Genomic DNA, 25,189 nt, shown 5'->3' with positions numbered 1-25,189 from the left:
CCTCACATATTGCCGAGGCAGACATATTTGATCTCGAGATAGCTCTCTATGCCGTATTTGGAGCCCTCGCGTCCCATGCCCGACTGTTTCACGCCGCCGAAAGGCGCGGCCTCGCTCGACATCAGCGACTCGTTGACGCCGACCATGCCGAATTCGAGCGTCTCCGCAACGCGAAACACACGCGCTATGTCGCGGCTGTAGAAATAGGCGGCGAGGCCATAATGCGTCGAATTGGCGAGACGGATCGCTTCCGCCTCATCTTCGAAGGGAATGATCGCGGCGACGGGGCCGAAAATCTCCTCTTCGAAAATCTGCATGTCCGGCCGCACGTCGAAGAGCACGGTCGGCGAGAAGAATGTTCCGCCGAGCGCGTGGCGCGCGCCGCCGGTCAGCACTTTCGCGCCACGCGCGCGCGCATCGGCGACGAGACGCTCGACTTTCTCGGCCGCCGCCTCCTCGACCAGCGGGCCGATGACGACGCCGGGATCGACGCCGCGCCCGACCTTCAGCTTGGACGCCGCCTCGGCGAGCTTGGCGGCGAAAGTCTCGGCGACGTCCTTCTGCACGAGGAAGCGATTGGCGCAGACGCAGGTCTGGCCGCTGTTGCGATATTTGGTCGCCAGCGCGCCTTTCACCGCAAGATCGAGATCGGCGTCCTCGAAGACGATGAAAGGCGCATTGCCGCCGAGCTCCATCGAGCATTTCTGCACATTCTCGGCCGCCTGCCGCAGCAAGATCTTCCCCACCTCCGTCGAGCCGGTGAAGGTGATCTTGCGCACCGCGGGATTGCCGGTGAGCTCGGCGCCGACGCTGGCAGGATCATTGGTCGTCACCACATTGAGCACGCCGTCCGGCACGCCGGCGCGCTGGGCGATCTCGGCGAGCGCTATGGCCGAGAGCGGCGTCAGCTCGGCCGGCTTCACCACCATTGTGCAGCCGGCGGCGAGCGCCGCGCCGGCCTTGCGCGCGATCATGGCGGAAGGGAAGTTCCAGGGCGTGATCGCGGCGGTGACGCCGATCGCCTGCTTGAACACGAGAATGCGCTTCTCGCGCGCCTGCTGCGGGATCACATCGCCATAGACGCGGCGGCCCTCCTCCGCGAACCAGTCGAAATAGGCCGCGCCATAGGCGATCTCGCCACGCGCCTCGGCGAGCGGCTTGCCCTGCTCGGCAGTGATGATCTGGGCGAGGCGCTCCTGATCGGCGAGCAGGAGATCATGCAGCCGCCGCAGAATTTGCGCCCGCTCCTTGGCGAGCCTGCCGCGCCACGCCGGAAGCGCGCGCTCGGCCGCTTCGATCGCCCGCCGCGTCTCGGCCGCGCCCATGTCCGGGACCTCGGCCAATACTGCGCCCGTGGCCGGATCGCGAACGGCGAAGGTCGCGCCATTGTCGGCGCCGACGAAGGCGCCGTCGATGAAGGCCTGGTGGCGGAACGGGCGGGGCTCTCTGGTCATCTCGGCTGCGCTCCCGACGCGATACGAAAGAGGCCATCGAATACGGCGCCTTGGCCAGCGGACACAACATCCGCCTTTCGCAAATCTCGCGGGGCCTGCCCGCTCGCGGTCCCGCTGCCTGAAAAGCGGCGCTTTCCGGGCCTATCCGGCGCGCTGCCGCGAAAGGCGGAACCGCGGCCCCTGCTCGCGCGTCAAAGGGGAAGCGACCGCAATCTCATATGGCTTCGTCCCGAAAATCCGACATAATCGCGGGATTCGCGTGAGCCGCCGCGCTCATGCCCGCCCTGACGCCCCGAACAGCGAGATCACCTTGGCCGAAACACGCAATTTTCTTCCCGTGACGCGCCGCCGGGCGCTCGCCGCCCTCTCGAGCCTCGCGGGATTGGCCCTGCCGGGATGGGCCGTGCGTCCCGCTCTCGCGGAAGGCGCGCCGGGCGAGACCGAGAGCCATGGGCTCTCCATTTTCGGCGAGCTCGCCGAGCCGGCGGATTTTCCGCATTTCGCCTATGTGAATCCGAGCGCGCCCAAGGGCGGAACGCTGGTGATGGAGCCGCCGCCGCCGGAAAAAAACAGCTACGACTCGCTGAACCCGTATATTTTGCGCGGCAATCCGGCCGCCGGCGTCGGCCTCGTCTATGACACGCTGATGGCCGGCAGCCTCGACGAGCGCGACGCGCTCTATGGGCTCGTCGCGGAGAAGGTGCGCATTTCCGCCGACAAGCTCACCTATACATTCTTCCTGCGCAAAGAAGCGCGCTTTCACGACGGCTCGCGCCTCACCGCCCATGACGTCGCCTTCTCGCTCGACATTCTGAAGGCCGAGGGCCATCCGATGATCTCGCAATCGCTGCGCGATCTCGTCAGCGCCACGGCGCAGGTGGATGACGTTCTCGTGGTGAAATTCGCGCCCGGCCGCGCGCGCGATCTGCCGATCATCGTCGCCAGCCAGCCGATCTTCTCCAAAGCCTATTACAGCAAGCATAAATTCAACGAGACCTCGCTCGAGCCGCCGCTCGGCTCCTCGGCCTATAAGCTCGGTCCGATCGATCCCGGCCGCTACATCTCCTTCCAGCGTGTGCCGGACTATTGGGCCAAGGATCTGCCCGTCAATGTCGGCCAGGCCAATTTCGAGGTGATCCGCTTCGACTATTATGGCGACCGCAATGTCGCCTTCGAAGCCTTCAAGGCCGGCGCGTTCACCGTGCATGAGGAATTCACCTCCGCCATATGGGCGACAGGCTATGATTTCCCGGCCTTTCGCGACGGACGCGTGAAGCGCGAGGAAATTCCCGATTACAACATATCGGGAACGCAGGGTTGGTTCATGAACATCCGCCGGCCGGTGTTCAAGGACCCGCGCGTGCGTAAGGCGCTCGGCTACGCATTCGATTTCGAATGGACCAACCATAATCTCATGTACGACTCGTATAAGCGCACGAGCTCCTATTTCGAGAATTCCGATCTCGAGGCCGTAGGGCTTCCGACGCCGTCCGAGCTCGCTCTGCTCGAGCCGTTCCGCGATCGACTGCCCAAGGAAGCATTCGAGGCGCCGTTCCAGCCGCCGGTGTCGGATGGTTCGGGACAGGATCGCAATCTCTTGCGCAAGGCCGTCGATCTCTTGACCGAGGCCGGCTGCACGCGCAAGGACGGCCTGCTGCGCCTGCCCGACGGCAAGCCGCTCGAATTCGAGTTCCTCTACAACACCAGCATGTTCGAGCGGCACACGCAGCCCTTCATCAAGAATTTGAAGCTGATCGGCGTCAACGCCCGAATGCGCATCGTCGACGCCGCGCAATATAAATCCCGGCTCGACGATCACGACTATGACGTGATCATGGAGCGCGTGCGCATCGCCTATTCGCCGGGCGAGGAGCTGCGCATCATGTTCGGCTCCGAGGCCGCGCACACCAAGGGCTCGCAGAATGTCATCGGCGTCGCCGATCCGGTCGTCGACGCGCTGATCGAGAAGGCGCTGGTCGCGACCTCGCGCGAGGAGCTCGCGGCAATCTGCCGCGCGCTGGACCGCGTGCTGATCGCCGGCCAATATTGGATTCCGCATTACTACAAGCCGACGCATTGGATCGCCCATTGGGACGTGTTCGGCCGCCCCGAGCGCTATCCGCGCTTCGACACGGGCATAGCCGCGACATGGTGGTGGGACGACGCCAAGGCGCGCAAGATCAACTATGCGGGGCGCTGAACCAATATGGCAGCTTATATTCTGCGACGCCTGCTGCTGATGATCCCGACGATCCTCGGCATCATGCTCATCTCCTTCGCCATCGTGCAATTTGCGCCGGGCGGCCCGGTCGAGCGCGTCATCGCGCAGCTGCAGGGCTATGACATGGGCGCGACCTCGCGCTTTTCCGGCGGCGGCGGCGATGTCGGCCGCGGCGGCGCGGCGACGCCCGGCGCCGGCGCGGAAGGCGCCTCCAAATATCGCGGCGCGCAGGGGCTCGATCCCAAATTCATCGCCGAACTGGAAAAGCAGTTCGGCTTCGACAAGCCGGCCTGGGAACGCTTCCTGCTGATGGTGAAGAATTACGCGGTCTTCGACTTCGGCCGCAGCTATTTTCGCGACGAGAGCGTGCTGAAGCTCATCGGCGAGAAGCTCCCCGTCTCCATGTCGCTCGGCCTGTGGATGACGCTCATCTCCTATTCCGTCTCCATACCGCTCGGCATCGCCAAAGCCGTGCGCGACGGCGAGCGCTTCGACTCCTGGACCTCCAATCTCGTCATCATCGGCTATGCGATACCGAGCTTTCTCTTCGCCATGCTGCTCATCGTGCTCTTCGCCGGCGGCTCCTTCTGGCAGATATTTCCGCTCCGCGGACTGACATCGGAGAATTTCGCCGAGCTGTCGCTCATCGGCAAGGTCGGCGATTATTTCTGGCACATATGTCTGCCCGTGCTCGCCATGACGCTCGGCGCCTTCGCGACGCAGACCTTTCTGACCAAAAACTCCTTCCTCGACGAGATCCGTAAGCAATATGTGCAGACGGCGCGGATGAAGGGCCTGACCGAGAATCGCGTGCTCTATGGCCATGTGTTCCGCAACGCCATGCTCATCGTCGTCTCCGGCTTTCCGGGCGCCTTCGTGCACGCCTTTCTCACCGGCTCGGTGCTGATCGAGACCATCTTCTCGCTCGACGGGCTCGGCTATCTCTCCTACGAATCCATCGTCAATCGCGATTATCCAGTGGTGTTCGCCAATCTCTATATTTTCGCTCTGCTCGGCCTCGTGGTGAATCTCCTCTCGGACCTCACCTACACATGGATCGATCCGCGCATCGATTTCGAGACGCGTGAGGTCTGACCGATGAACGAGACCAGCGTCCCTGTCCCGATGATGAAGCTCGCGCCGGAGATTCCCGACGGCGGACTGTTGCGCCTGCGACCGATCGATCGCCGCCGGCTGCAGAATTTCAGGGCCAATTCCAGAGGCTATTGGTCCTTCTTTGTCTTCATGACCCTCTTCCTGCTATCGCTGGCGTCGAACTTCATCGCCAATGACAAGCCTGTGCTCGCCTATTACAAGGGCGAGCTGCTCTTCCCCATCCTCAAGGATTATCCGGAAGAGAAATTCGGCGGCTTTCTCGCGCGCACGGACTATCGCGATCCGACGATCGAGAAGGAGATCGACGCGAATGGCTGGATCATCTGGCCGCCGGTTCGCTATTCCTACGACACGCATAATCTCGATCTGCCGACGCCTGCGCCCTCGCCGCCGACATGGATGCTCTCCAAGGCGCAATGCGATGCTGCCGCGGCCAAGAAGCTCGGGCCGGAGAAAGCGCATCTCGGCTGCTCGGCGATCGAATGGAACTGGCTCGGCACCGACGATCAAGGCCGCGATGTCGTCGCGCGTCTGCTCTATGGTTTCCGACTATCGGTGCTGTTCGGCCTCATTCTGGCGAGCATCTCCTCCATCGTCGGCGTCGCCGCGGGCGCCGTGCAGGGCTTTTTCGGAGGGTGGGTCGATCTCGTTTTCCAGCGCTTCATCGAAGTGTGGTCGTCGCTGCCGCAGCTCTATCTGCTCATCATCGTCTCCTCCTTTCTGGCGCCGGGCTTCTTCGTGCTGCTCGGAATATTGCTGCTGTTCTCCTGGGTGTCGCTGGTGCATGTGGTGCGCGCGGAATTTTTGCGGGCGCGCAATTTCGAATATGTGAACGCCGCCCGCGCGCTCGGCCTCTCCAATTTCCGCATCATCACGCGCCATCTTCTGCCCAATGCGACAGTCGCGACCTTGACCTTTCTGCCCTTCGTGCTCAATTCCTCGATCACGACGCTGACCTCGCTCGACTTCTTAGGGTTCGGCCTGCCGCCGGGCTCGCCGTCGCTCGGCGAATTGCTGCTGCAGGGCAAATCAAATCTCCAGGCGCCCTGGCTCGGCCTCACCGGCTTCGTCATCATCGCGCTGATGCTCTCGCTTCTGGTGTTCATCGGCGAAGCGGTGCGCGACGCCTTCGACCCGAGAAAGACATTCCGGTGAAAGTCCGACGACGCGTCGGCTTCCGGGCACCGGAGCCAAGGGGAATTTGTCGATCCGACCTGAAGGATGGAATCTCGCAATGACAAGAGCTCTTATCACCGCCGCATTGATCGCGCTGACCGCCCCGGCCTTCGCGCAAACCGTCGCGGGCGGCGGCGCAGCAGAGCTGACTCGGGACGAAATCATATTCAAGGACGACGCGGCGTTTCCGAACGGCGGTCAGACCGTCGTCGTCTATGGCGATCCGTCGAAGCCCGGCCTGTTCATTCTGCGCGTCAAATTTCCCCCGAACTACCTCGTGCCGCCGCACACCCATCCGGTTTTCGAATCGGTCACGGTCCTGAGCGGCTCCATGTGGAGCGGCATGGGCGAGAAGGTCGAGAAATCGAAAGGTAAGAAGCTCGACGCGGGGTCTTTGCTGCTGCTGCCGGCGAACGATCCACACTATGTATGGACCGGCGACGAGGAAACGATTATTCAGGTCGCGGCAGTTGGTCCTTTCGACCTCGTCTATATCGACCCACATGACGACCCGCGAAAAAAATAGGGCGCGCCGGGCGACCGGCGCCGAGCCCCGCGGTGGCCGGCGCCCATGCGAGCAACCGTTCTTCACGCCGGACCACAGCGCAATGAAGAGGCTTTCCGAGGGACTGAAAAGCTTCGTCCCGGCAACGCCCAAGTCCAGCAGATTATCGAGGCTTCGCAGGTTCGAATGACCGGAGAGACGATTTCGCCGCCCCCCCTCCTCGACGTCCGCGACCTCTCCATCGCCTTCTCGCAAGGCGGCAAGGAGACGCTCGCCGTCGATAAAGTCTCCTTCTCGGTCGAGCGCGGGCGCACGCTGGCGCTCGTCGGCGAGTCGGGCTCCGGCAAATCCATCACCGCGCTCTCCATCGTGCGGCTGCTGCCGCCGTCGGCGATTCATCCGTCGGGAAGCATCGCCTTCGCCGGCGACGACATTTTGAAGCTCTCGGACGCGCGGCTGCGCGCCATTCGCGGCGCGAAGATCACAATGGTCTTCCAGGAGCCGATGACCTCGCTCAATCCGCTGCAGACGATCGAGCAGCAGATCGGCGAGATCCTCGAGCTGCATGGCGCGCGCGGAGCGGAAAAGATCCGCGCCCGCGTCGTCGAGCTGCTCGGCGAGGTCGGCATTCCGAATCCGTCGGAACGCCTTGCCGCCTTTCCGCATCAATTGTCGGGCGGCCAACGCCAGCGCGTGATGATCGCCATGGCGCTCGCCAATCGGCCGGACCTGCTCATCGCCGACGAGCCGACGACGGCGCTCGACGTCACTGTGCAGGCGCAGATTCTCGCCCTTCTAGAGCGCGTGCAGAAGACCTATGGCATGGCCATGCTCTTCATCACTCATGATCTCGGCCTCGTGCGGCGCTTCGCCGACGATGTCTGCGTGATGCAGCATGGCCGTATCGTCGAGAAGGGCGATGTCGAGAAGGTTTTTTCGGCGCCCGAGCATCCCTACACCAAGGCGCTGCTCGCCGCCGAGCCGAAAGGCGCGCCGCCGGTGGAGGATGAGAACGAGCCCGTTCTCGTCGCCGCCAATGATCTCAAGGTCTGGTTTCCCATCAAGCGCGGCTTCCTGCGCCGCACCGTCGGCCATATCAAGGCCGTGGACGGCGTCACTCTGGCCGTTCGGCGCGGCTCGACGGTCGGCGTCGTCGGCGAATCGGGCTCCGGCAAGACGACGCTCGGCCTCGCTCTGCTGCGGCTCATCCGCTCCGAGGGGCCGATCCTCTATCTCGGCGAACGCATAGACGCGAAGACCGTCAAGGAAATGCGCCCGCTGCGCCGCGACATGCAGATCGTCTTCCAGGACCCCTATGGCTCGCTGTCGCCGCGCATGTCGGTCGCCGAGATTGTCGCCGAGGGCCTCGGCGTCCAGATGCGCGATCTCTCCTTCGAGGAGACGCGCGAGATCGTCGCCCAGGCGCTGGCCGAGACCGGGCTCGATCCCGCCATGATGGATCGCTATCCGCATGAATTCTCGGGCGGCCAGCGCCAGCGCATCGCTATCGCCCGCGCCATTGTGCTGAAGCCGAAATTCATCGTCCTCGACGAGCCGACCTCGGCGCTCGACATGTCGGTGCAGGCGCAGATCGTCGATCTCTTGCGCGAATTGCAGGCCAAGCACCAGCTCGCCTATCTCTTCATCAGCCATGATCTCAAAGTGGTGAAATCGCTCGCGGCGCATCTCATCGTGATGCGCTACGGCAGAGTGGTGGAGGAAGGCCCGGCGGTGGAGGTGTTCGCCGCGCCCAAGAGCGATTACACGCGCGCCCTCTTCGCCGCCGCCTTCCGCATCGAGGCCGAGCCGCATCAGGGCGACTAGAGCGCCATCCGATCCAGTAGGATCGGATGGCGCTCTCGCTTTCTTTCATTGGAGCGAATTCTGATCGATCGAACGATTCCGTTCGATCGGAAAGCGCTCTAGAGTCATTCCGGTTCAGATTGAACCGGAATGACTCTATATCTCCTTGTTCGGTCGTGTTTTCTTCACGCGAACCGGTTCCCACTTCGCTCGAAAACACTCTAGGCCGAGTGAGCGCATGAAAGCGACGCTCGCTCTTGCAGCGAAGCCGCCGCTTCGTCACACTCCGCGGCGACGATTCGAATCATTTCGAGGCGATTCATGACCACTCGCGCACGGGACGCGGCCGACATCATCGGCGCGCGCAACCCTCTGGGGCCGATCGAAACCGCGGTCGTGCTCGGACGCGAATTTCTCGCCGCCGCCGACATAGGCGAGCAGGCCGTCGCCATTCCCTATTCCGATCTCCCCGGATTTCCGGAGATCGAGGGCGGCGAGATCGTGATCGGCGTCGTCGAAGGCGCGCCCATGCTGTTCCTGAAGGGCCGCACGGAGTTCTACGACAGCGGCGACCCGAGCCTTATGTCCTCGCCCATCGAGACAGTGACGCATTTGAACGTCCGAGCGCTGCTGTCCACCGGCTTCGCCGTCTCGACCAACGCCGATTTTCAACCCTCCTCCATCATCGGCGTGACCGACCACATCAATTTCAGCGGCTTGAATCCGCTGATCGGCGCCGCGGGGCAAAATTTCGTGAATATGAACGGCGCCTATGACAAAAGGCTGCTGCGGCGTCTCAAGCAGGCCAGCGCCAGCGCCGGGGTGACGCTGCATGAGGGCGTTCTCATGTGGTTCTCCGGTCCGAGCTTCGAGACGCCGGCCGAAGTGAAAATGGCCCGTTTGCTCGGCGCCGACGCGCTCGGCATGTCGCTCGCGCCCGAGGCGATCCTCGCCAAGCGCTTCGCATTGCCCTTTGCGGCCGTCGCCGTCGTCTCGGATTATGCGACCGGCTTTTCCGGCGGCAATCCGAGCTATGATCCGACCCGCGCCTCCGGCCTCATCGCCTTGCGGCGGCTGCTGCGCGCCTTTCAGAAGGTCAAATAGAACCGGCGAAAGTCGAGCATACATGACGCTCCACGCCGCACGAAAAATATTGATCATGGGCCTGCCCGGCGCCGGAAAGACGACGCTCGCGACCATTCTCGCTCCCCGATTGAACGCCGTTCTGTTCAACGCCGACGAGGTCCGCGCCAATCTCGAGCCTGATCTCGGCTTCTCGCTCGCGGACCGGATCGAGCATGCGCGGCGCATGGGCTGGCTGTGCGATTGCGTCGTCGGATCCGGCCATACCGCCATCGCCGATTTCATCTGCCCGACGCCGGAAACGAGGGCCGCCTTCGGAACCGATTTCACGATTTTCGTCGACAGGATCGCCAAAGGCCGTTTCGAGGACACGAACAGACTATTCACGCCGCCGCAGATCTATGATCTCCGCGTGACGCCGGACGGAACGCCTCTCGAATGGGCGGAAAAGATCATCGCTCTGCTGGAGCGCCGGGGCTGAGCGTCAGGGGCTCGCCGGCCGCCGGAAGGCGAGCACATTGGCGTCCAGCAGTTGCACGGATTCGCCGCGCTGATTGGATGTGACGACGCGCATTTTGATCATTCCGCGATCGTCCCGCGATTTCGAGGACAGAATGCGCAGGATCGTCGCCTCGACGCTCAGAAGATCGCCCGGCCGCACCGGCCGCAGCCACTCGACCTTGCCGCCGACGCCGATCAGCCCGCCGGCGAAGGGCGCGCATTGCGTCAGCAGCCGCATGGTGAGCGAGGCGGTGTGCCAGCCGCTCGCCACCAATTCGCCGAACAGGCTGCTTATCGCCGCGGCCTCGTCGAGATGAAAGGGCTGCGGATCGAATTTCGTCGCGAAAGCTTTGATCTCTTCGGTCGTCACCGCGAGCGGCCCGGCGCGAAAGCGCTGCTCGACGAAGAGATCCTCGAGATAGAGCGGCTCGGGCATGGTCGACTCTCGTGACGGCCTAGAGCGTTTCCAGGCGAAGCGGACGCCGGTTCGGCGTTGGAAACGCGTCGAGACAAAAGCTTAGTGTCTTTTCATGTGTCTATGAAACATGAAAAGACACTAAGACAGGAAGCGAACCGGCTCGCCTCGCTCTTTCAACAGTTTCGTCGCCTTCTCGTCGAAGGTCGAGAAGCACTCGGCCCCGAGCCAACGTCCTTCATAGGCGACGACGCCGTCGGCGTCGAGCATGGCGAGCCCCGCTTCGGCGGCCGGTCGGTTCACAGCCACAGTCGCCGTATTCATCAGACGTCGGATCGCCTCCACGATCTCGGCCGAGGGAATTTTGTAGCCTTGCGAGAGCACCCAGACCAATTCGCACAGAGCCGGCAGCGTCAAGGCCACGATCTGCGCCCCTGCGAGCTCTTCACGCGCGCGAGCGCTCTGCCGCGCGTCGTCGCCGGTGAGCGCGCGGACGAGCACATTGGTGTCCGCCGTGATCTTCATCTCTTTCTGGCCCAGCCGCGCGCGGCGATTTCGTTCATCTCCTCGATCGACAAGGACGGAGCGTTCTCGCGCTTCAGCAGGTCGAAGACCTCCGACATCTTGCCGCCGGGACGCGCCGCCCGAATCTCGACACGCCCGTCCGGAAGCGCCTCGACCTCGATCTGCTCGCCGGGCCGAACGCCGAGATGCTTCAACAGATCTTTGCGCAGCGTGACCTGTCCTTTGGCGGTGACGGTGAGCGCGCCCATGGACTTCCTTCCGAGCCTGAAGTCCATAAAGTAAGGGAAACTACCTTACTGTCAATTCTCGAGCCGCCGCACGCTGGTCACCGCCGAGCCAGAGGCCAGAATGCGCGCCCGCGCCGGCGCGAAGGGCTCGCTCGCGACCTGCAAATGAAAGGCGTTGGCGTGCAGCAGGCGCGCTTCGTCCTGCATGATGCCGACATGCCCTTTCCAGAAGACGAGATCGCCACGGCGCAAAGACTCCCCCTCCTCCAGCGCGCGGCCGAGCGATTTCTCCTGCAGATCGGTGTCGCGCGGCGCCGCGACGCCGGCCATGGCCAGAGACGTCTGCACCAGGCCGGAGCAATCGACGCCGAGCCAGCTCTTGCCGCCCCAGAGATAGGGCGCGCCGATCAGGCTCTCCGCCACAGCGACGAAATCGGCGACGCGCGCCTCGCGCGGCGTCAGATGCGGGCGATAGAGGAAGCCGCCGCCGGCCTCGATCAGGAATTTGTCGCGCTCGCCGACGATCTCCACTTCCGCGCCGAGCGGCAGAGCGAGCAAGGGCGGGTCCTTGATCTCAGGGCGCGGAAAAACAAAGGTGCGCGGAACGCAGACGCGATGCGTCGGCGTCTCGATCCGGCTCCACAGCAGATTGGCGGCGATCCAGCCGACATAGAAATCGCGCTCGAGCTGGACCCAGGACCAGCCCTCCTCATCGTCATAGACAATGACCGTCTCGCCATAGAGCGCCTGCGTGTCGAGCCGCGCATCCGGCCGCGGCTCGCGCTTCAGATCGGCGACGCCCTCCTTCACCTGCATGCGGCGGCCGTCGACGAAGCGCGCCGCCTCGACCTTGCCCTCGAGATGACGCGCGGCGAGATCAGGCCGCGCCGGCGTCAGCCGCTTGTCGAAGCCGTCGCTCATGTCTTCACGCTCCAACGTGCAGCGCGCTCCTCGATCAGTTCGGCCAGCAGTCGCGCCGTCTGGATCTCGCCGCCTTCGGGCCGTCCGGGCTCGGCGGAAGGGTTCCAGGCGAAGAGATCGAAATGCGCCCATTTCTCGGGCTTTGCGACGAAGCGGCGCAAGAACAGCGCCGCGGTGATCGAGCCGGCGTGGGCGCTCGACGACACATTCACGAGGTTCGACGCTCTGCCGTCGAGCTGCGAATCATAAGGGTCCCACAGCGGCAGGCGCCACACCGGATCGCCGAGCTTGCGGCCATAGGTCTCGATCTCCAGCGCCAGAGCGTCGTCTCCCGTATAGAAGGCCGGCAGCTCCGGGCCGAGCGCGACGCGCGCGGCGCCGGTCAGCGTGGCGAAATCCAGGATGAGGTCCGGCTCCTCCTCGGCGGCGAGCGCCAGAGCGTCGGCGAGAATGAGGCGCCCTTCCGCATCCGTATTGCCGATCTCGACGGAGAGCCCCTTGCGGCTCGGATAGATGTCGCCGGGCCGCATGGCGTCCGCGGAAATGGCGTTCTCGACGATCGGGACGAGCACGCGCAGACGCAGGGGAGCGCCGGAGCCCATCAGAATATCGGCGAGCGCCAGCGCCGTGGCGGCGCCGCCCATATCCTTCTTCATCAGCAGCATGGCGCTGCTCGGCTTGATGTCGAGGCCGCCGCTGTCGAAACAGACGCCCTTGCCGACGAGCGTCACTTTCATCGCTTCTTCCGGCCCGAAGGCGATGTCGACGAGCCGCGGCGCCTGCGCCGCCGCGCGGCCGACCGCATGGATGAGCGGGAAATTTTCCGACAGCAGCGCATCGCCGGTGATGACGCGCGCCTGCGCCCCGTGCCGCGCGGCGAGCGCCAACGCCGCCTCGGCCAGCGCCTCCGGCCCCAGATCATTGGCCGGCGTGTTGACGAGATCGCGGCCGAAGCAGAGCGCCGCGGCGACGCGCTCTATGCGCGCGCGATCGGCGTCCTGCGGCGCGCAGAGGCGCGGGCGCTGCTTTTTCGGCGCGACATAATGCGAGAAGGAATAGCCGCCGAGCAGAAAGGCGAGCGCCGCCGCATAAGAGTCGGAGACGCCCTCCCGCAGCCGATAGAGGCCGGGCGGCAGCAGCGTCGCGAGCTTGCCGGGGAGGAAGGGATCGCGATGGCGCGCTCCCGCCGCCTCGACGCCGAACAGAACGATCGCCGGCGCGCCCTCCGGCCCCGGCGCGAGCAGATGCGCGCCGGCCTTGCCGTCGAAACCGCAGGCGCGCGCAAAGGCGGCGATCGCCGGCGGCAGCGTCTCGGCGAGTATCGGCCAGCTCTCCTTATCGACGAAATCGATCGGCGTCGCTTCCGCCGTCCAGTCCTCCAATCGGCTCATCGTCATCCTCTTTCGAGTTCCTTCGTGTCTTTGTGACTTTTCTACCACTAAGACACGAAGGACACGAAGACGTTATAGGAGCCCGCATGGAAATCGGCCCGCTCTCCCATTATCGCGCCCAGCTCGCGCTCGGCGCGCGGATCACCATCGCCGCGGTGGCGACGCTCGGAATCGGGCGCCTCCTCGGCACGCCCATGATTTTATGGGCCGTGCTGACGGCCGTCATCCTCACGCAAATGAGCGTCGGCCGCTCGGTCAAGGCGACGATCGACTATTCCTTCGGCACGCTGGGCGGCGCGATCTACGCCGGGCTCGTCTCCAATTTCGTTCCCGGCGCCGATGAGCTCGCGCTGCTCGGCCTGCTCGGCCTCGCCATAGCGCCGCTCGCTCTGCTCTCGGCGCTGACCCCGCGCTTCTCCGTCGCGCCGGCGACCGGCGTCATCGTCGTGCTCGCGCCGACGATCACCCATGTCACGGCCTTTCATTCGGCCTATGACCGCGTGCTCGAGGTCGCGCTCGGCGGCGCGGTCGCGCTCGTCGTGTCTCATCTCGTCTTCCCCGCCCGCGCGCGCCTGCTGGCGCTGGACGCGGCCGCCGACATGCTCGCGGTCATGGCCAAGTCCCTTCCCCTGCTGTTTTCGAGCTGCGCGCAGCCGCAGGACCCGGAAGCGATCCGGGAGCTGCAGCGCGGCGTCGGCGACGCCTTCGCCCGCTTCGATAAAATGGAGCAGGAAGCGCGACACGAGCGGATCGCCTTCCTCAACGCCGAGCCCGATCTCGCGCCTCTGCTGCGCGCGCTGCTGCGCATGCGGCACGACCTCGTGATGATCGGCCGCGCGGCGGTCATTCCCCTGCCCGAGACGCTGCGCCCGCGCCTCGAGGCGCCGCTCGCAAAAATCGCCGAAGCCGCCGCCGCGCATCTTCTCGACTGTGGCGCGGCGCTGACGAGCGCGCGCGCCCCCGCGGCGACCGAGACGCTGGAGACCGCCTTCGACTCTTATTCGCAGGAAATCGCCACGCTGCGCGCCGAAGGGATCCTGCGCAGCCTGACGGTCGAGCGGGTCGAGCATGTCTTCGCTCTCGGCTTCGCGCTCGAGCAATGGCGCGGCGATCTCGGCGAGCTCGACCGAAGGATCGCCGAGCGCGCGCGTTAAGGAAGCGGCAAGGTTAACGATTTATTGCTCGACCCAGACGGTTCAACCGCAAGAGAGGGGTCGCCCGATGCTCCCGCCACATTTCGTCGAGACGCGCCGCCTCGGCGCGCCCCGCGCCCTCGCGATCTGCGCCCTGCTCACGCTCGGCGGCTGCACGCAGCCGCTCTCCGACGTCACCGGCTCGATCGGCGCCTCGAGGCGCGTGGAAATGCCGACCGACGACGCCCAGCTTCGACGCTTCGCCGAAGAATGGGGCCGTCGCTATGAGGCCGACCCCAAGAACAAGTCCGTCGCTCTGACCTATGCGAAGGCGCTGCATGCGCTCGACCGCAATGCGCAGGCCGTCGCCGTGCTGCAGGGTCTCGCCATTCGCTATCCGGAAGACCTCGCCATCCTCGGCGCCTATGGCAAATCGCTCGCCGACGCCGGACGTCTGCGCGAAGCCGCCGATGTGCTGTCGCGGTCCCATACGCCGGAACGGCCTGACTGGTCGGTGTTGTCCGCGCAGGGCTCGATCGCCGATCAGCTCGGCAATCACGACGAGGCGCGCGACTATTATCAGACGGCTTTGAAGATCAAGCCCAATGATCCGAAGGTTCTCTCCAATCTCGGGCTCTCCTACGCGCTCTCCAAGCAATTGCCGCAGGCCGAGAGCACATTGATGCTGGCCGCCGCGCAGCCCGCCGCCGACATGCGCGTGCGGCAAAATCTGGCGCTCGTGCTCGCTCTCCAGGGCAAGTTCGAGGAGGCGGAGCGCTGGTCGCGCCATGATCTCACGCCGATCGACGCGGCGGCCAATGTCGCCTCGATCCGCCAGATGATCGCGCAATCGAACAGCTGGCGCGAGATTCAGAGCTACAGCGCCCGCGACAAGCGGAAGAGCGCCGAGACATCGGCGCCGCGCGCCAAGCTCGGCGCGCTCACCAGCTCTGCGCCATCACCTGAATAATGGCCGGCGCCATAACGACGACCATCAGCACCGGCAAAAAGAAGACGATCATCGGAACGGTGAGCTTGGGCGGCAGCGCGGCCGCCTTGCGCTCGGCCTCGGCCATGCGCATGTCGCGGCTCTCCTGCGCCGTCACGCGCAGCGCGCGGCCGAGCGGAGTGCCGTATTTCTCAGCCTGAATGAGCACGGTGGAAATCTGCTTCACGCTTTCGAGGCCGGTGCGCGCCGTCAGATTCTGATAGGCTTGACGGCGATCCGGCAGATAGGAGAGCTCGGCCGTCGCCAGCGCGAATTCCTCGGCGAGCGCCGCCGAGCGCACGCCGATCTCCTGCCCCACCTTGCGAAAAGCGTGATCGACCGACATGCCGGATTCGACGCAGATCAACATCAGATCGAGCGCATCCGGAAAGGCGATGCGCATGTTCTGCTGCCGCTTGGCGATCGTATTGCTGATGAACAGCTCGGGCGCCTTCACGCCGAGATAGGTCGCGAAGATCACGATTCCCGCTTTGGTGAGCATCGGCCAATCGGAATCATCGAGCACGACGAGATAGAACACGGCGAACAGAGCGAAGGCGATCGGCGTCACCAGACGGAAGAACAGAAAGGTCACTTCCGCCTGCGGGCCACGATAGCCGGCCGAGGCCAGGCGCAGCTTCGCGTCGTCGGTGTTGAGCCATGTCGACAATGAGAAGCGGTCGACGACATTCTTCATATATTGCTTGGGCTGATGCCGCAGGCCGCCGCCGTCCGCCTTGGCCGCCGCGCGCTCGCGCGCCCTGATGCGCTCGCGCTCATTGGCGACGCTCTTCATGCGCTTGGCCAATGTGTCGCTCTGCAGGAAAGTCGCCCCCAGCGACCAGATCGTGGCGATGACCGACATTGCGACGAGGACGCTGAACACCAGCCGCCCATTGGTCACGAATTTGACGATCTCCTCCATAGCACCCGACCTCTCGCTCGCCTCGTTCGCGCCGCTCAAATATCGAAATCGATCATCTTCTGCATGATGAAGACTCCGATCGCCATCCAGAGCAGGCTCGCACCTATGATGATGTTACCGACCGTCGTAGTGAAAAGCACGCTGATATAGGCAGGATTGGTGAACCAGACGACGAGGCCGACGAGAAAGGGAAGGCTGCCGATGATGCCGGCCGACGCCTTGGCCTCCGCCGACATGGCGCGCACCTTCGCCTTCATCTTCTTTCGCTCGCGCAGCACGCCGGCGAGATTGCTGAGCGCCTCGGAGAGATTGCCGCCGGCCTTCTGCTGAAGGCTGATGACGATCGAGAAGAAGGACGCCTCGGCGACCGGAACGCGTTCGGCGAAGCGCTCCGTCGCCTCGCCGATCGAAAGGCCGATCGTCTGCGATTCGACGATCTGTCGGAACTCGCTGCGCACGGGCTCCGGCGCCTCGCCCGCGATCATGCGAAAGCAGTCCGCGACCGGCAGGCCGGCCTTGACGCCGCGAATGATGATATCGACGGCGCCGGGAAATTCGGCGATGAATTTGGCGATGCGCCGCCGCGCCAGAAAACCCAGCAGCCAATGCGGAACGCCGACGCCGGCGACGACGCCCGCGCCGAGCGCGACGAGCGGATCGGAATTGAACACGAAGACGACGAACGCGATGACAAGGCCGAAGGCGGCGGAGGCGAGAAGAAAAATCGGGCGCGTCGTCGACAGTCCCGCCTGAACGATACGCTGCTCGAGCGACACTCTCGCCTTTTTCTTCGTCTCGACGTCCTTGAGGCTTTCCTGAATCAGCTTGCGCCGCTTCACGGGATCGCCATTGCGCGCGTCGCGACGACGCTCGGACGACGACATCAGCGCCGCCGTCCGCTTCTGCGCGTGGATTTCGCCGGAGAGATAGGGATACACGAATGCGTACATCACTCCGCCGACGGCGATCATGACGAGAGCGGCGGAAAACAGTGATTGTCGATCCATGGCTGGTCCCACGCCTAGTTTCCGTCGTCGATGACCGTGGCGGCGTCGAGCGCCGCCGCGAGCCGGTTCTCCTCGCCGTAATAGCGCGCCCGCTCCCAGAAGCGCGGCCGGCCGACTCCGGTCGAGCGATGGCGGCCGATGATTCGTCCATTGGCGTCCTCGCCGATGATCTCATAGACGAAGAGATCCTGCAGCGTGACGACATCCGCCTCCTGACCGAGCACCTCAGTGATATGGGTGATGCGACGCGAGCCGTCGCGCAGGCGCGCCGCCTGCACGATAATGTCGATCGAAGTGACGATCATGTCGCGGATCGTCTTCGCCGGCAGCGAGAATCCGCCCATTGTGATCATGGATTCGAGACGGCCGAGCGCCTCGCGCGGCGAGTTGGCGTGCAGAGTGCCCATCGAGCCGTCATGGCCCGTGTTCATCGCCTGCAGAAGATCGAAGGCCTCCGGTCCGCGCACCTCGCCGACGATGATGCGTTCTGGACGCATGCGCAGGCAGTTCTTGACGAGGTCGCGCATCGTCACCGCGCCTTGCCCCTCGAGATTTGGCGGGCGCGTCTCCAAGCGCACCACATGCGGCTGCTGAAGCTGCAACTCCGCCGCGTCCTCGCAGGTGATCACGCGCTCGTCGGTGTCGATGGAATTGGTGAGGCAGTTGAGCAAAGTCGTCTTGCCCGAGCCCGTGCCGCCCGAGATCAGGACGTTGCAGCGCACGCGGCCGATGATCTTCAACACCTCGCCGCCTTCGGGCGAGATCGAGGCGTAGCGGATGAGCTGATCGAGAGTGAGCTTGTCCTTGCGAAATTTACGAATGGTGAGCGCGGGCCCGTCGATCGCCAGAGGCGGCGCGATGACGTTGACGCGCGAGCCGTCGAGAAGGCGCGCGTCGCAGATCGGCGAGGATTCGTCGACGCGGCGTCCGACCTGACTGACGATGCGCTGACAAATGTTCATCAACTGCGAATTGTCGCGGAATCTGATGTTGGTGAGCTGAATCTTGCCGCCCACCTCGATATAGGTCTTCGCCGCGCCATTGACCATGATATCGGCGATGTCGTCGCGCATGAGCAGCGGCTCGAGCGGACCATAGCCGAGCACGTCGTTGCAAATATCCTCGAGCAGCTCCTCCTGCTCGGAGATCGACATGACGACATTCTTGATCGCGACGATCTCATTGACGATGTCGCGGATCTCGTCGCGGGCGCTCTCCGGCTCCAATTTGGAGAGCTGCGCGAGATCGATCGCTTCTATGAGCGCGCCGAAGATCATGCTCTTGGTGACGTAATATTGCTCCGAGCGCTTCTGCTCGGGGGCGGCCACCGCCACCACGGCATTCGAGGATTCCGGCGCAGCCGCAGCCGGAGCCTTGCTCGCCTGCGTCGGCTGCTGTTGCGCTGGCCGGGCTGGCCCTGCCTGCGCCGTTCCGACGTTTGTCCGCTTTCCGAACATGCGATCTCCTCGTAACGCCTATTCGCCGCCGATCAGCCGGCCAGCTTTCGCGACAAACGATCGAGCAGCGGCGCGAGTAATCCGCTCTTGATCTTGCGGCTCACGGCGCGACCCGTGAGCTCACGGCCGAGCAAGTCGAATTGCTCGATGATCTTCGCGCCGGCGTCGACTTCGGCGATCATCTGCCCATTGTTGGAGGCGGCTCCGAACAGCTTCGGGTCGAAGGGAATGATCGCCGACGGCTCCATTTCGATCGCCTTGGCGAAGTCCGCCACTGCGATTTCCGGTCGCCGCGGAACGCCGACGAAATTCAAGACGAGTTTGGGCGGCGAGTCGTTCTGGCGCGCGACGCGCAGCGAATCGATGAGAGTCTTGGCGTTGCGCAGATTGGCGAGATCCGGCGCCGCGACGATCGCCACCTCGTCGGCGCCGATCAGCACGCGCTTCGTCCAGGCGGACCATTGATGCGGAACGTCGAGCACGGTGCAGGGCGCGGTCGCGCGCAGCGTGTCGATGATCGCGTCGAAAGCGGTCTCCGGCAGATCATAGAGGCGATCGACGGTCGCAGGCGCAGCGAGCAGGCTCAGTTGATCGCTGCATTTCGACAGCAGCCGGTCGATGAGATTTGCGTCGACGCGATCCGGCGCGAAGACCGCCTCCGCGACGCCCTGCGGCGGGTCCTGATTGAAGTCGAGCCCCGCAGTGCCGAATGGAAGATCGAGATCGGCGACAACGGTCTGCATCTGCAGCGCGCGCGCGATCGACCAGGCGACATTATGCGCGACGCAGGAGGCGCCGACGCCGCCCTTGGCGCCGGCGATCGCGACGATGCGTCCGAGCGCCTCCGCGCTGTTGTTGTAGAGATCCGAGATGCGGGCGATGAAGCCGAGCACGTCGATCGGCGCCACTATATAGTCGCTGACGCCGCGCGCCATCAACGCGCGATAGAGCGCGATGTCGTTGACGTGGCCGAGCACGACGACCTTGGTGCCGGAGTCGCAGGACTCCGACAGCGTCTCGAGCTGCGAGACCAGAATCTCGCGCTCGCCGATCGCCTCGAGCACGATCAAATTCGGCGTCGGCGCGGATCGAAACGCCTCGATCGCCGCGGCGACGCCGCCCATATGGACTTTGACATGCGCCTTGTCCATGCGGCGATCCACGGCGGCCGAATTCACCACCGCCACGGCGTCCGGCGTCTCGCAGAACGCCTGCACGGAAATGCGCGGCAAGGGAGCGATCTGCATCGCCGCATCGCTCTCCGTCATTACCGAGTGCTCTTTCATTAACCGCCTCCAACCGAGCTGATATTCGATCCTTTGACGTTCCATTGCGTCGATGGATCGGCGCCCTTGCGCACATTGCCGATCGCGCGCATGCGCGATTCGATGTCGGCCGGCGATTCGCCGCGCGGCGTGACGAGGTCGCGAGGATCGTCGATCTGCGCCGCGAATGTCGTCTGGCTCGCGCAGCCGTAATTCCAATAAGTGGTGTTATCCCAGCCTTCGAGCGAGCTCGCCGAAGCGAGATCGGCCGGCCATTCGCCGCAGCGCGCCGCCACTTTCGCGCGCACGCCCTGGAACGACAGCCGCACCGGAGCGGCGAGATTGGGATCGCTCACCGGATACGTGCCGACATAGACCGCGCCGGAGACGCCGCTTTCGGCGAGGAGGCGCTTCACCGCGTCGACGCCGCTGCGCGCGCCGAGCTGGTCTTTCGCGCCGGTCGGCGCGAGAAGCGTGATCTGGCCGTGGCCGAAGCGCTGATATCGCATCACGAAGTCGCGAATGCGTCCGCTCGTCGCATTGTCGAGACGATGCGATGGAAACACGTCGATCGAGGTCGTCGCGTCGGCGAGCACGACCGGATGACGGTCGCGATAATCCTGTGCGACGACACGCGGCGGCAGCGTCCTGTTCACGCCGCAGCCGGCGAGCGGAGCCATGGCGGCGAGGCAGGCGAGCCGCGCGGCGAGGCCTTTGAGCTTCTCGCAGTTCAGTCGGATAGACATAGTTGACCGCTCCTCGCCCGCGCTCAGTCCTGAATGAAGCCGATGCGGCCCTTCAGGCGCGGAACCGCTTGCGGATGTTGGGGATTGGCATAGAGCCGATTGACGCGCCCGAGCAGCCAGGCCTGCGGATCGGTGGCGTCCGCGAAGCCGTCGTCCGGACGCGCGATATCGCGCGCCTGAACCGATCGCGCGATATAGGGCGTGACGATGATGAGCAGCTCGGTCTCGTTGCGCAGATAATCGCGCGAGCGAAACAGCGCCCCGAGCACCGGCAGATTGATCAGGCCGGGCAGGCCGTTGATGGCTTGATCGGACTTCTGCTGCAAGAGGCCCGCGGTGGCGATGGAGCCGCCGGAGGGCAGCTCGACGCTGGTCTCGTTCTTGCGCGTCTTGAAGCCCGGAACGGTCACGCTATTGTAGGTCTGCGCGCCTTGATAATCGACCTCCGTCACCTCGGTGGCGAGATGCAGCAGGATGCGCCCCTCGGCGAGCACCACAGGCGTGAAGTTCAGCGACACGCCATATTGCTTGAACACGATGCCGACGTTGCAGAGAACCGCGCCATTGATGCAATTGCCATTGCCCGGCACCGCGACCTCGCCGCCGACGATGAACTTGGCCGATTCTCCGGAAACCGCCGTGACGGTGGGCTCGGCGAGTATGCGCGAGACGCCGTAACGCTCATAGGCCTGCAGCGTCGCGGTGGTGCTGTTCGGCCCATTCAGACTCAACGCGCTCGAGGTGAGCGCCGAATTGATCGCAAAGGGATTTTGCTGAACCAGCTTGCCCCAGCCGCCGGTCAGGATCGTCTCGCCGCCGCTCGCCGCAGAGACGCCGAGCTGCTTGATCACGCGCCGCTGCACTTCGGCGACGGTGACCTTCAGCATCACCTGATCCTGTGTGCTGATGGTGAGCGCATTGACGACCAGCCCTTCGCCGCCCGCGCCATTGCCCTGGGCCGAGGAGGATCGCGCCGCAAAGCCTTTGGCGATGTCGACGGCGCGTTGACCTTCGGAGGCGGATTCGACAGTGCCAGTCAAGATGATCGTGTCATTGACCGTCCGCGCGGTTATGTTCGATTTCGGAAGCGCCGCGCGCAGCAGCGGACCGAGCTCGCCGACGTCGCGGCCGATGCTGATCTCGAGATTGGCGATCTGCCGCCCGGCGCGGTCGAGCGCGAAAATCGTCGTCTGCCCCGTCTCGGCGCCCATTATGTAGAGCTTGCGCGCCGAGCGAGCGATGGCGTTGGCGACCTTCGGATTGCCGACCACGATCTCCGACGCTTCCCCCGGCAGATCGACGATGATCGATTTGCCGACGCCCATCGCGATGCGTCGCGACAATAGCGCGTCGGAGCCCGACTCGATTCCCCATTTCTCTTGGGCCGCCCCTGGAGCGGCGCCTAGAAAAGCCCCCGCGAGCGCGAGGATCGCGAGCGACGCTGCTCCGGATAGACGACGCGCAGATTTGCTCATGCCCGTCGCTCCGCGTTCGTTTTCCGCCACATGGCGCTGTCCTTCGATGAGCCGCATCGCCTCAACGCGAGCGCATGGTTGTTGGGACGCCGAAGCGCACGACCGTCAGAGAATCGTCCGTCGCCGCCGACGCATGCTTGTCGTCCTCATGCGCATCCGCCATGGAGCGCAGCATGAGCGCCAATTGACCCGTGCGCTGCGCGAGAATGACGAGCTCGGCCTGCCGCGGCTCGAGATCGAGCGTCGCGGTCGCTCCGGTGACGACCGACTCGCCGTTCTTGGTCTCGACGATCGGTCCGATCGCCATCACACGCACATTGGTGAGAATGACCTCCGAGGAGAGATCGGCAGCGCCTTCGCGGCCGCGGTCGGCGTCGCGGAAGGTGCGCATCACATCCACATGGTCGTTGGGGAGGATGAAGCCGCCCGCCGTGGTGTTGGGTGAAATATCGATCGCCACCGCGCGATGGCCGGCCTGGAGCAGCGTCGACATCAGCCCTGCGGTCGGACCTTTGACGAGACGCTCGCGGCGCACCGGCTCGCCGTTGGAGATCGGACTGCGGACATAGGAGCCGTGCAGATCTTCCTTGGCGTTCGGCGCCTCGCTCTTGCGCAGGACGCCCTGCGGCACAGCGCCGATCGGCCAATCGATCCAATTGGTGTCCGGTTCGCCGAGCGCGGTTCCGTAGGAGAGATCGCGCGTCGCCACGAGGACTTTGTCGGTCTGCGGCTGCGTGGGGATCATCTGAACGAGCTTCGGCGCCTCGGGCGGCGATCCGTTCATCATCAGAAAGGCTCCGCCGCCCGCCACGACAGCGACGCCGAGAACCATGATCTGCGCCTTGTTCATTTGCTTCCCAATCCGATCGCTCCAGCTCGAGCGGAGCAATCCAGATGAAAGCGGAAAAACGTCAAATTATGGTTAATCTCCGGTAAGGGGTCGGCGCTTTCGTGGTCCGCCGGGGCGCTTTTATCACGCCGCGTCGGAGGATCACGCCGCCGTGAGCAGCGCCCAGAGCTGCGAATTGGGATAGATGGCGATCCCGGCGATCGCCAGCGCAATTCCATAGGGAACGCCCTCGGTCCCGTCGCAAAGATGAGCGAAGCGGGGCGAGTCGACGACGAAGCGCGGCTCGTATCGACGCAGAGCGAGGATCGCGATCGTCAGCGCGCCACCAGCCAGCGAAGCGACGAGAGCATAGTCGGCGAGTTGCTCGAAACCGAGCCACAGCGCCGTGGCGGAGGCGAGCTTGGCGTCGCCGCCGCCCATCCAGCCGCGATTGAACATCAGGAATGTCGCCACGAGCACGCTGGCCCCGCAGGCGACATGCGAAAGGACGCTGTCGAGCGGCATTCCGAGCCATGCGGCGAAAATGACGAAAATTCCGATCAACGCCAATGACACGCGGTTGGGAATGGTCATCGTCAAAAGATCGGCGAAGGCCGAAAACGCCATCAGAGCCGGGAAGAGAATCAGCGCGGCGGCGGCTGCGATCATGTGTGTCGTTCCTGTCGCCGCGCCCTTCTTGTCTCCGACAATGGCGCCTCTCGAATTCGCGTTGCGCGCTCGTTTGGAGCGCGCGATTCGCGCGCGGCGCGGCGAGGAGCCGACGCGCGCGCGCCCGAGGAATCGCTCAGCTGAGGTTCTGGGCGATCTTGTTGAAAGTCTCGGACAGATTGCTGCCGACGAGCTTCACGGCGGTGATGATGATAACCGAGATCAGTGCGCCGATCAGACCATATTCGATGGCGGTCGCGCCGGACTCGTTGTCAAGAAATTTCATAATCGACGATTTCATCGTCCTCTCCTGATATAGATGTCGAGGCTAGACGCTGCGAACCGAGCCGGCCGACTCTTTTTACAAGTCGGCCTTCGGCGGCAATGCGAGCAACGCCCCTCGTCTCGGCGCAGCGGCGAGACGAACGCCCGCCCGACCTCAGCTCAGATTCTGAGCGATCTTGTTGAAGGTCTGGGACAGGTTGCTGCCGACGAGCTTCACTGCGGTGATGATGATAACCGAGATCAGCGCGCCGATCAGGCCGTATTCGATGGCGGTCGCGCCGGACTCGTCCTTTACGAACCGCGAAATCAAGCTCTTCATACTCGTGCTCCTCGCTCTATTGACTGCGCCCCGGCGGCGTCGCTCGCTGAGCTCGTTCGCGGGACAGGTCGAGACCCTACGTAGAACTTCTTGCAAACGCGTTAATCGCATCATCGACATACGAAATTCGGCGCGCGACGTCGGCCTCGGTCTCATTTTCAGCAATGATTCACTATTACGTGTTTTTCTTCGATCCGAAGCCTCGCAAAGGCGATGATTGTTTAGAGGTGCGTGATGCGCTCGACGCGTTTCCATGGATATTTGGCGTTATTGGTCGGCGCGACCATCACAGCCGGCGTGGCGACCGCGCGCGACGCAGAGAGGCGCGGCGTCTTCGTGGACATCGACCGCGCCCGCGTCGTGCGCATGCCGGAAGGAGCGCAGACGCTGATCGTCGGCAATCCGCTCATCGCCGATGTGACGATGCTGAAGACCAATCGTCTCATGGTCGTCACCGGAAAGAGCTTCGGATCGACCAATCTCATTCTGCTCGATCCGACCGGCAATCAGGTCGGGGAAGAGATCATCACCGTCACCCAGCCGATGGACAAGCTGGTCGTGCTGCGCGGCGCGCGACGCGAGTCCTATGCCTGCTCGCCCGATTGCGCGCCGGCCATCGACCTCGGCGACGACAAGGACTACACCGCGCGCGTTCTCGACGCGGTCAAGCAGCACGAGGCCTCCTCCTCGCCGAAGCGCTGACCGGCGCGGCGTCTCGCCGAGAGACGATCGTGTCGCGCATGGGAGACCGCG

At 64.3% G+C, this 25,189-nt stretch carries 26 protein-coding genes; 10 read left to right on the top strand and 16 right to left on the bottom strand.

Features of this window, described 5'->3' with window-relative positions:
• Nucleotides 1–2: 2 nt before the first annotated feature.
• Nucleotides 3–1,454 carry an NAD-dependent succinate-semialdehyde dehydrogenase gene (locus tag AC6IY7_RS16395; RefSeq protein WP_497780478.1) on the bottom strand — a complete coding sequence of 484 codons (1,452 nt, stop codon included), beginning with the start codon at nt 1,452–1,454 and terminating at the stop codon, nt 3–5.
• Nucleotides 1,455–1,764: 310 nt separating this feature from the next.
• On the opposite strand from AC6IY7_RS16395, the gene AC6IY7_RS16390 reads away from it, so the two are divergent.
• The 7 genes from AC6IY7_RS16390 to AC6IY7_RS16360 all read left to right on the top strand — a co-directional run bounded on the left by AC6IY7_RS16390 (nt 1,765) and on the right by AC6IY7_RS16360 (nt 9,839).
• Nucleotides 1,765–3,654, top strand: coding sequence for an extracellular solute-binding protein (locus AC6IY7_RS16390; protein WP_497780477.1), 1,890 nt, complete (start codon nt 1,765–1,767; stop codon nt 3,652–3,654).
• 6 nt (nt 3,655–3,660) lie between these two features.
• The gene (locus AC6IY7_RS16385; RefSeq protein WP_497780476.1) at nt 3,661–4,770 is read left to right on the top strand and encodes a microcin C ABC transporter permease YejB; all 1,110 of its coding nucleotides are present in this window, start codon (nt 3,661–3,663) and stop codon (nt 4,768–4,770) included.
• Between the two features lie 3 nt (nt 4,771–4,773).
• A complete protein-coding gene (locus AC6IY7_RS16380) occupies nt 4,774–5,946 on the top strand; it encodes an ABC transporter permease (protein WP_497780475.1) in 1,173 nt (390 codons plus the stop codon).
• 46 nt (nt 5,947–5,992) lie between these two features.
• On the top strand, nt 5,993–6,493 hold the full coding sequence (locus tag AC6IY7_RS16375) for a cupin domain-containing protein (protein ID WP_497780474.1): 501 nt from the start codon (nt 5,993–5,995) through the stop codon (nt 6,491–6,493).
• Nucleotides 6,494–6,658: 165 nt separating this feature from the next.
• Nucleotides 6,659–8,296, top strand: coding sequence for an ABC transporter ATP-binding protein (locus tag AC6IY7_RS16370; protein WP_497780473.1), 1,638 nt, complete (start codon nt 6,659–6,661; stop codon nt 8,294–8,296).
• A gap of 300 nt (nt 8,297–8,596) precedes the next feature.
• Nucleotides 8,597–9,379, top strand: coding sequence for a phosphorylase family protein (locus AC6IY7_RS16365; protein ID WP_497780472.1), 783 nt, complete (start codon nt 8,597–8,599; stop codon nt 9,377–9,379).
• Nucleotides 9,380–9,401: 22 nt separating this feature from the next.
• Nucleotides 9,402–9,839, top strand: a complete 438-nt coding sequence (locus AC6IY7_RS16360) for an adenylyl-sulfate kinase (RefSeq protein ID WP_497780471.1) — start codon at nt 9,402–9,404, stop codon at nt 9,837–9,839.
• Between the two features lie 3 nt (nt 9,840–9,842).
• Here the strand turns inward: AC6IY7_RS16360 and AC6IY7_RS16355 are convergent, their stop codons facing one another.
• The 5 genes from AC6IY7_RS16355 to AC6IY7_RS16335 all read right to left on the bottom strand — a co-directional run bounded on the left by AC6IY7_RS16355 (nt 9,843) and on the right by AC6IY7_RS16335 (nt 13,338).
• Nucleotides 9,843–10,295 (bottom strand): MaoC family dehydratase, encoded by a 453-nt coding sequence (locus AC6IY7_RS16355; protein WP_497780470.1) that lies wholly within the window; start codon nt 10,293–10,295, stop codon nt 9,843–9,845.
• 120 nt (nt 10,296–10,415) lie between these two features.
• Nucleotides 10,416–10,799: a type II toxin-antitoxin system VapC family toxin gene (locus AC6IY7_RS16350; RefSeq protein WP_497780469.1), complete on the bottom strand. Its 384-nt coding sequence runs from the start codon at nt 10,797–10,799 to the stop codon at nt 10,416–10,418.
• Entirely contained in the window at nt 10,796–11,047 is a 252-nt protein-coding gene (locus AC6IY7_RS16345; protein WP_497780468.1) for an AbrB/MazE/SpoVT family DNA-binding domain-containing protein, read from the bottom strand. The genes AC6IY7_RS16350 and AC6IY7_RS16345 overlap by 4 nt, the downstream gene beginning before the upstream one ends.
• Before the next feature lie 51 nt (nt 11,048–11,098).
• Nucleotides 11,099–11,947, bottom strand: a complete 849-nt coding sequence (locus AC6IY7_RS16340; RefSeq protein WP_497780467.1) for a C40 family peptidase — start codon at nt 11,945–11,947, stop codon at nt 11,099–11,101.
• On the bottom strand, nt 11,944–13,338 hold the full coding sequence (locus tag AC6IY7_RS16335) for a leucyl aminopeptidase family protein (protein WP_497780466.1): 1,395 nt from the start codon (nt 13,336–13,338) through the stop codon (nt 11,944–11,946). Before AC6IY7_RS16335 ends, AC6IY7_RS16340 begins: the two co-directional genes overlap by 4 nt.
• Nucleotides 13,339–13,424: 86 nt before the next feature.
• On the opposite strand from AC6IY7_RS16335, the gene AC6IY7_RS16330 reads away from it, so the two are divergent.
• Together AC6IY7_RS16330 and AC6IY7_RS16325 are read left to right on the top strand one after the other, a co-directional pair.
• Nucleotides 13,425–14,492 (top strand): FUSC family protein, encoded by a 1,068-nt coding sequence (locus AC6IY7_RS16330; RefSeq protein WP_497780465.1) that lies wholly within the window; start codon nt 13,425–13,427, stop codon nt 14,490–14,492.
• A gap of 67 nt (nt 14,493–14,559) precedes the next feature.
• Complete coding sequence (locus AC6IY7_RS16325; RefSeq protein ID WP_497780464.1) at nt 14,560–15,441, top strand: tetratricopeptide repeat protein; 882 nt, start codon at nt 14,560–14,562, stop codon at nt 15,439–15,441.
• On the opposite strand, the gene AC6IY7_RS16320 is transcribed toward AC6IY7_RS16325, so the two are convergent.
• The 10 genes from AC6IY7_RS16320 to AC6IY7_RS16275 all read right to left on the bottom strand — a co-directional run bounded on the left by AC6IY7_RS16320 (nt 15,413) and on the right by AC6IY7_RS16275 (nt 24,436).
• On the bottom strand, nt 15,413–16,384 hold the full coding sequence (locus tag AC6IY7_RS16320; RefSeq protein WP_497780463.1) for a type II secretion system F family protein: 972 nt from the start codon (nt 16,382–16,384) through the stop codon (nt 15,413–15,415). The two genes, AC6IY7_RS16325 and AC6IY7_RS16320, sit on opposite strands and share 29 nt — an antisense overlap.
• Nucleotides 16,385–16,419: 35 nt before the next feature.
• Complete coding sequence (locus AC6IY7_RS16315) at nt 16,420–17,391, bottom strand: type II secretion system F family protein (RefSeq protein WP_497780462.1); 972 nt, start codon at nt 17,389–17,391, stop codon at nt 16,420–16,422.
• A 14-nt stretch (nt 17,392–17,405) separates the two neighbouring features.
• Nucleotides 17,406–18,848, bottom strand: coding sequence for a TadA family conjugal transfer-associated ATPase (locus AC6IY7_RS16310; protein ID WP_497780461.1), 1,443 nt, complete (start codon nt 18,846–18,848; stop codon nt 17,406–17,408).
• Between the two features lie 32 nt (nt 18,849–18,880).
• The gene (locus tag AC6IY7_RS16305) at nt 18,881–20,116 is read right to left on the bottom strand and encodes a CpaE/TadZ family protein (protein ID WP_497780460.1); all 1,236 of its coding nucleotides are present in this window, start codon (nt 20,114–20,116) and stop codon (nt 18,881–18,883) included.
• A gap of 17 nt (nt 20,117–20,133) precedes the next feature.
• Nucleotides 20,134–20,859, bottom strand: coding sequence for a CpaD family pilus assembly protein (locus tag AC6IY7_RS16300; RefSeq protein WP_497780459.1), 726 nt, complete (start codon nt 20,857–20,859; stop codon nt 20,134–20,136).
• Between the two features lie 23 nt (nt 20,860–20,882).
• Nucleotides 20,883–22,334, bottom strand: a complete 1,452-nt coding sequence (locus AC6IY7_RS16295) for a type II and III secretion system protein family protein (protein ID WP_497780458.1) — start codon at nt 22,332–22,334, stop codon at nt 20,883–20,885.
• A 61-nt stretch (nt 22,335–22,395) separates the two neighbouring features.
• Nucleotides 22,396–23,184 (bottom strand): Flp pilus assembly protein CpaB, encoded by a 789-nt coding sequence (cpaB, locus tag AC6IY7_RS16290; RefSeq protein ID WP_497780457.1) that lies wholly within the window; start codon nt 23,182–23,184, stop codon nt 22,396–22,398.
• 141 nt (nt 23,185–23,325) lie between these two features.
• On the bottom strand, nt 23,326–23,832 hold the full coding sequence (locus tag AC6IY7_RS16285) for an A24 family peptidase (RefSeq protein ID WP_497780456.1): 507 nt from the start codon (nt 23,830–23,832) through the stop codon (nt 23,326–23,328).
• A gap of 136 nt (nt 23,833–23,968) precedes the next feature.
• On the bottom strand, nt 23,969–24,133 hold the full coding sequence (locus AC6IY7_RS16280) for a Flp family type IVb pilin (RefSeq protein WP_497780455.1): 165 nt from the start codon (nt 24,131–24,133) through the stop codon (nt 23,969–23,971).
• 138 nt (nt 24,134–24,271) lie between these two features.
• Complete coding sequence (locus tag AC6IY7_RS16275; protein WP_024879776.1) at nt 24,272–24,436, bottom strand: Flp family type IVb pilin; 165 nt, start codon at nt 24,434–24,436, stop codon at nt 24,272–24,274.
• Nucleotides 24,437–24,670: 234 nt separating this feature from the next.
• Here AC6IY7_RS16275 and AC6IY7_RS16270 point away from each other — a divergent pair, with 234 nt between their 5' ends.
• Nucleotides 24,671–25,138, top strand: a complete 468-nt coding sequence (locus AC6IY7_RS16270) for a pilus assembly protein N-terminal domain-containing protein (RefSeq protein ID WP_497780454.1) — start codon at nt 24,671–24,673, stop codon at nt 25,136–25,138.
• The last annotated feature ends 51 nt before the right edge of the window (nt 25,139–25,189 follow it).

The sequence above is a fragment of the Methylosinus sp. is20ea genome (genome assembly GCF_059718135.1).
This window is presented reverse-complemented; position numbering and strand designations above follow the sequence as displayed.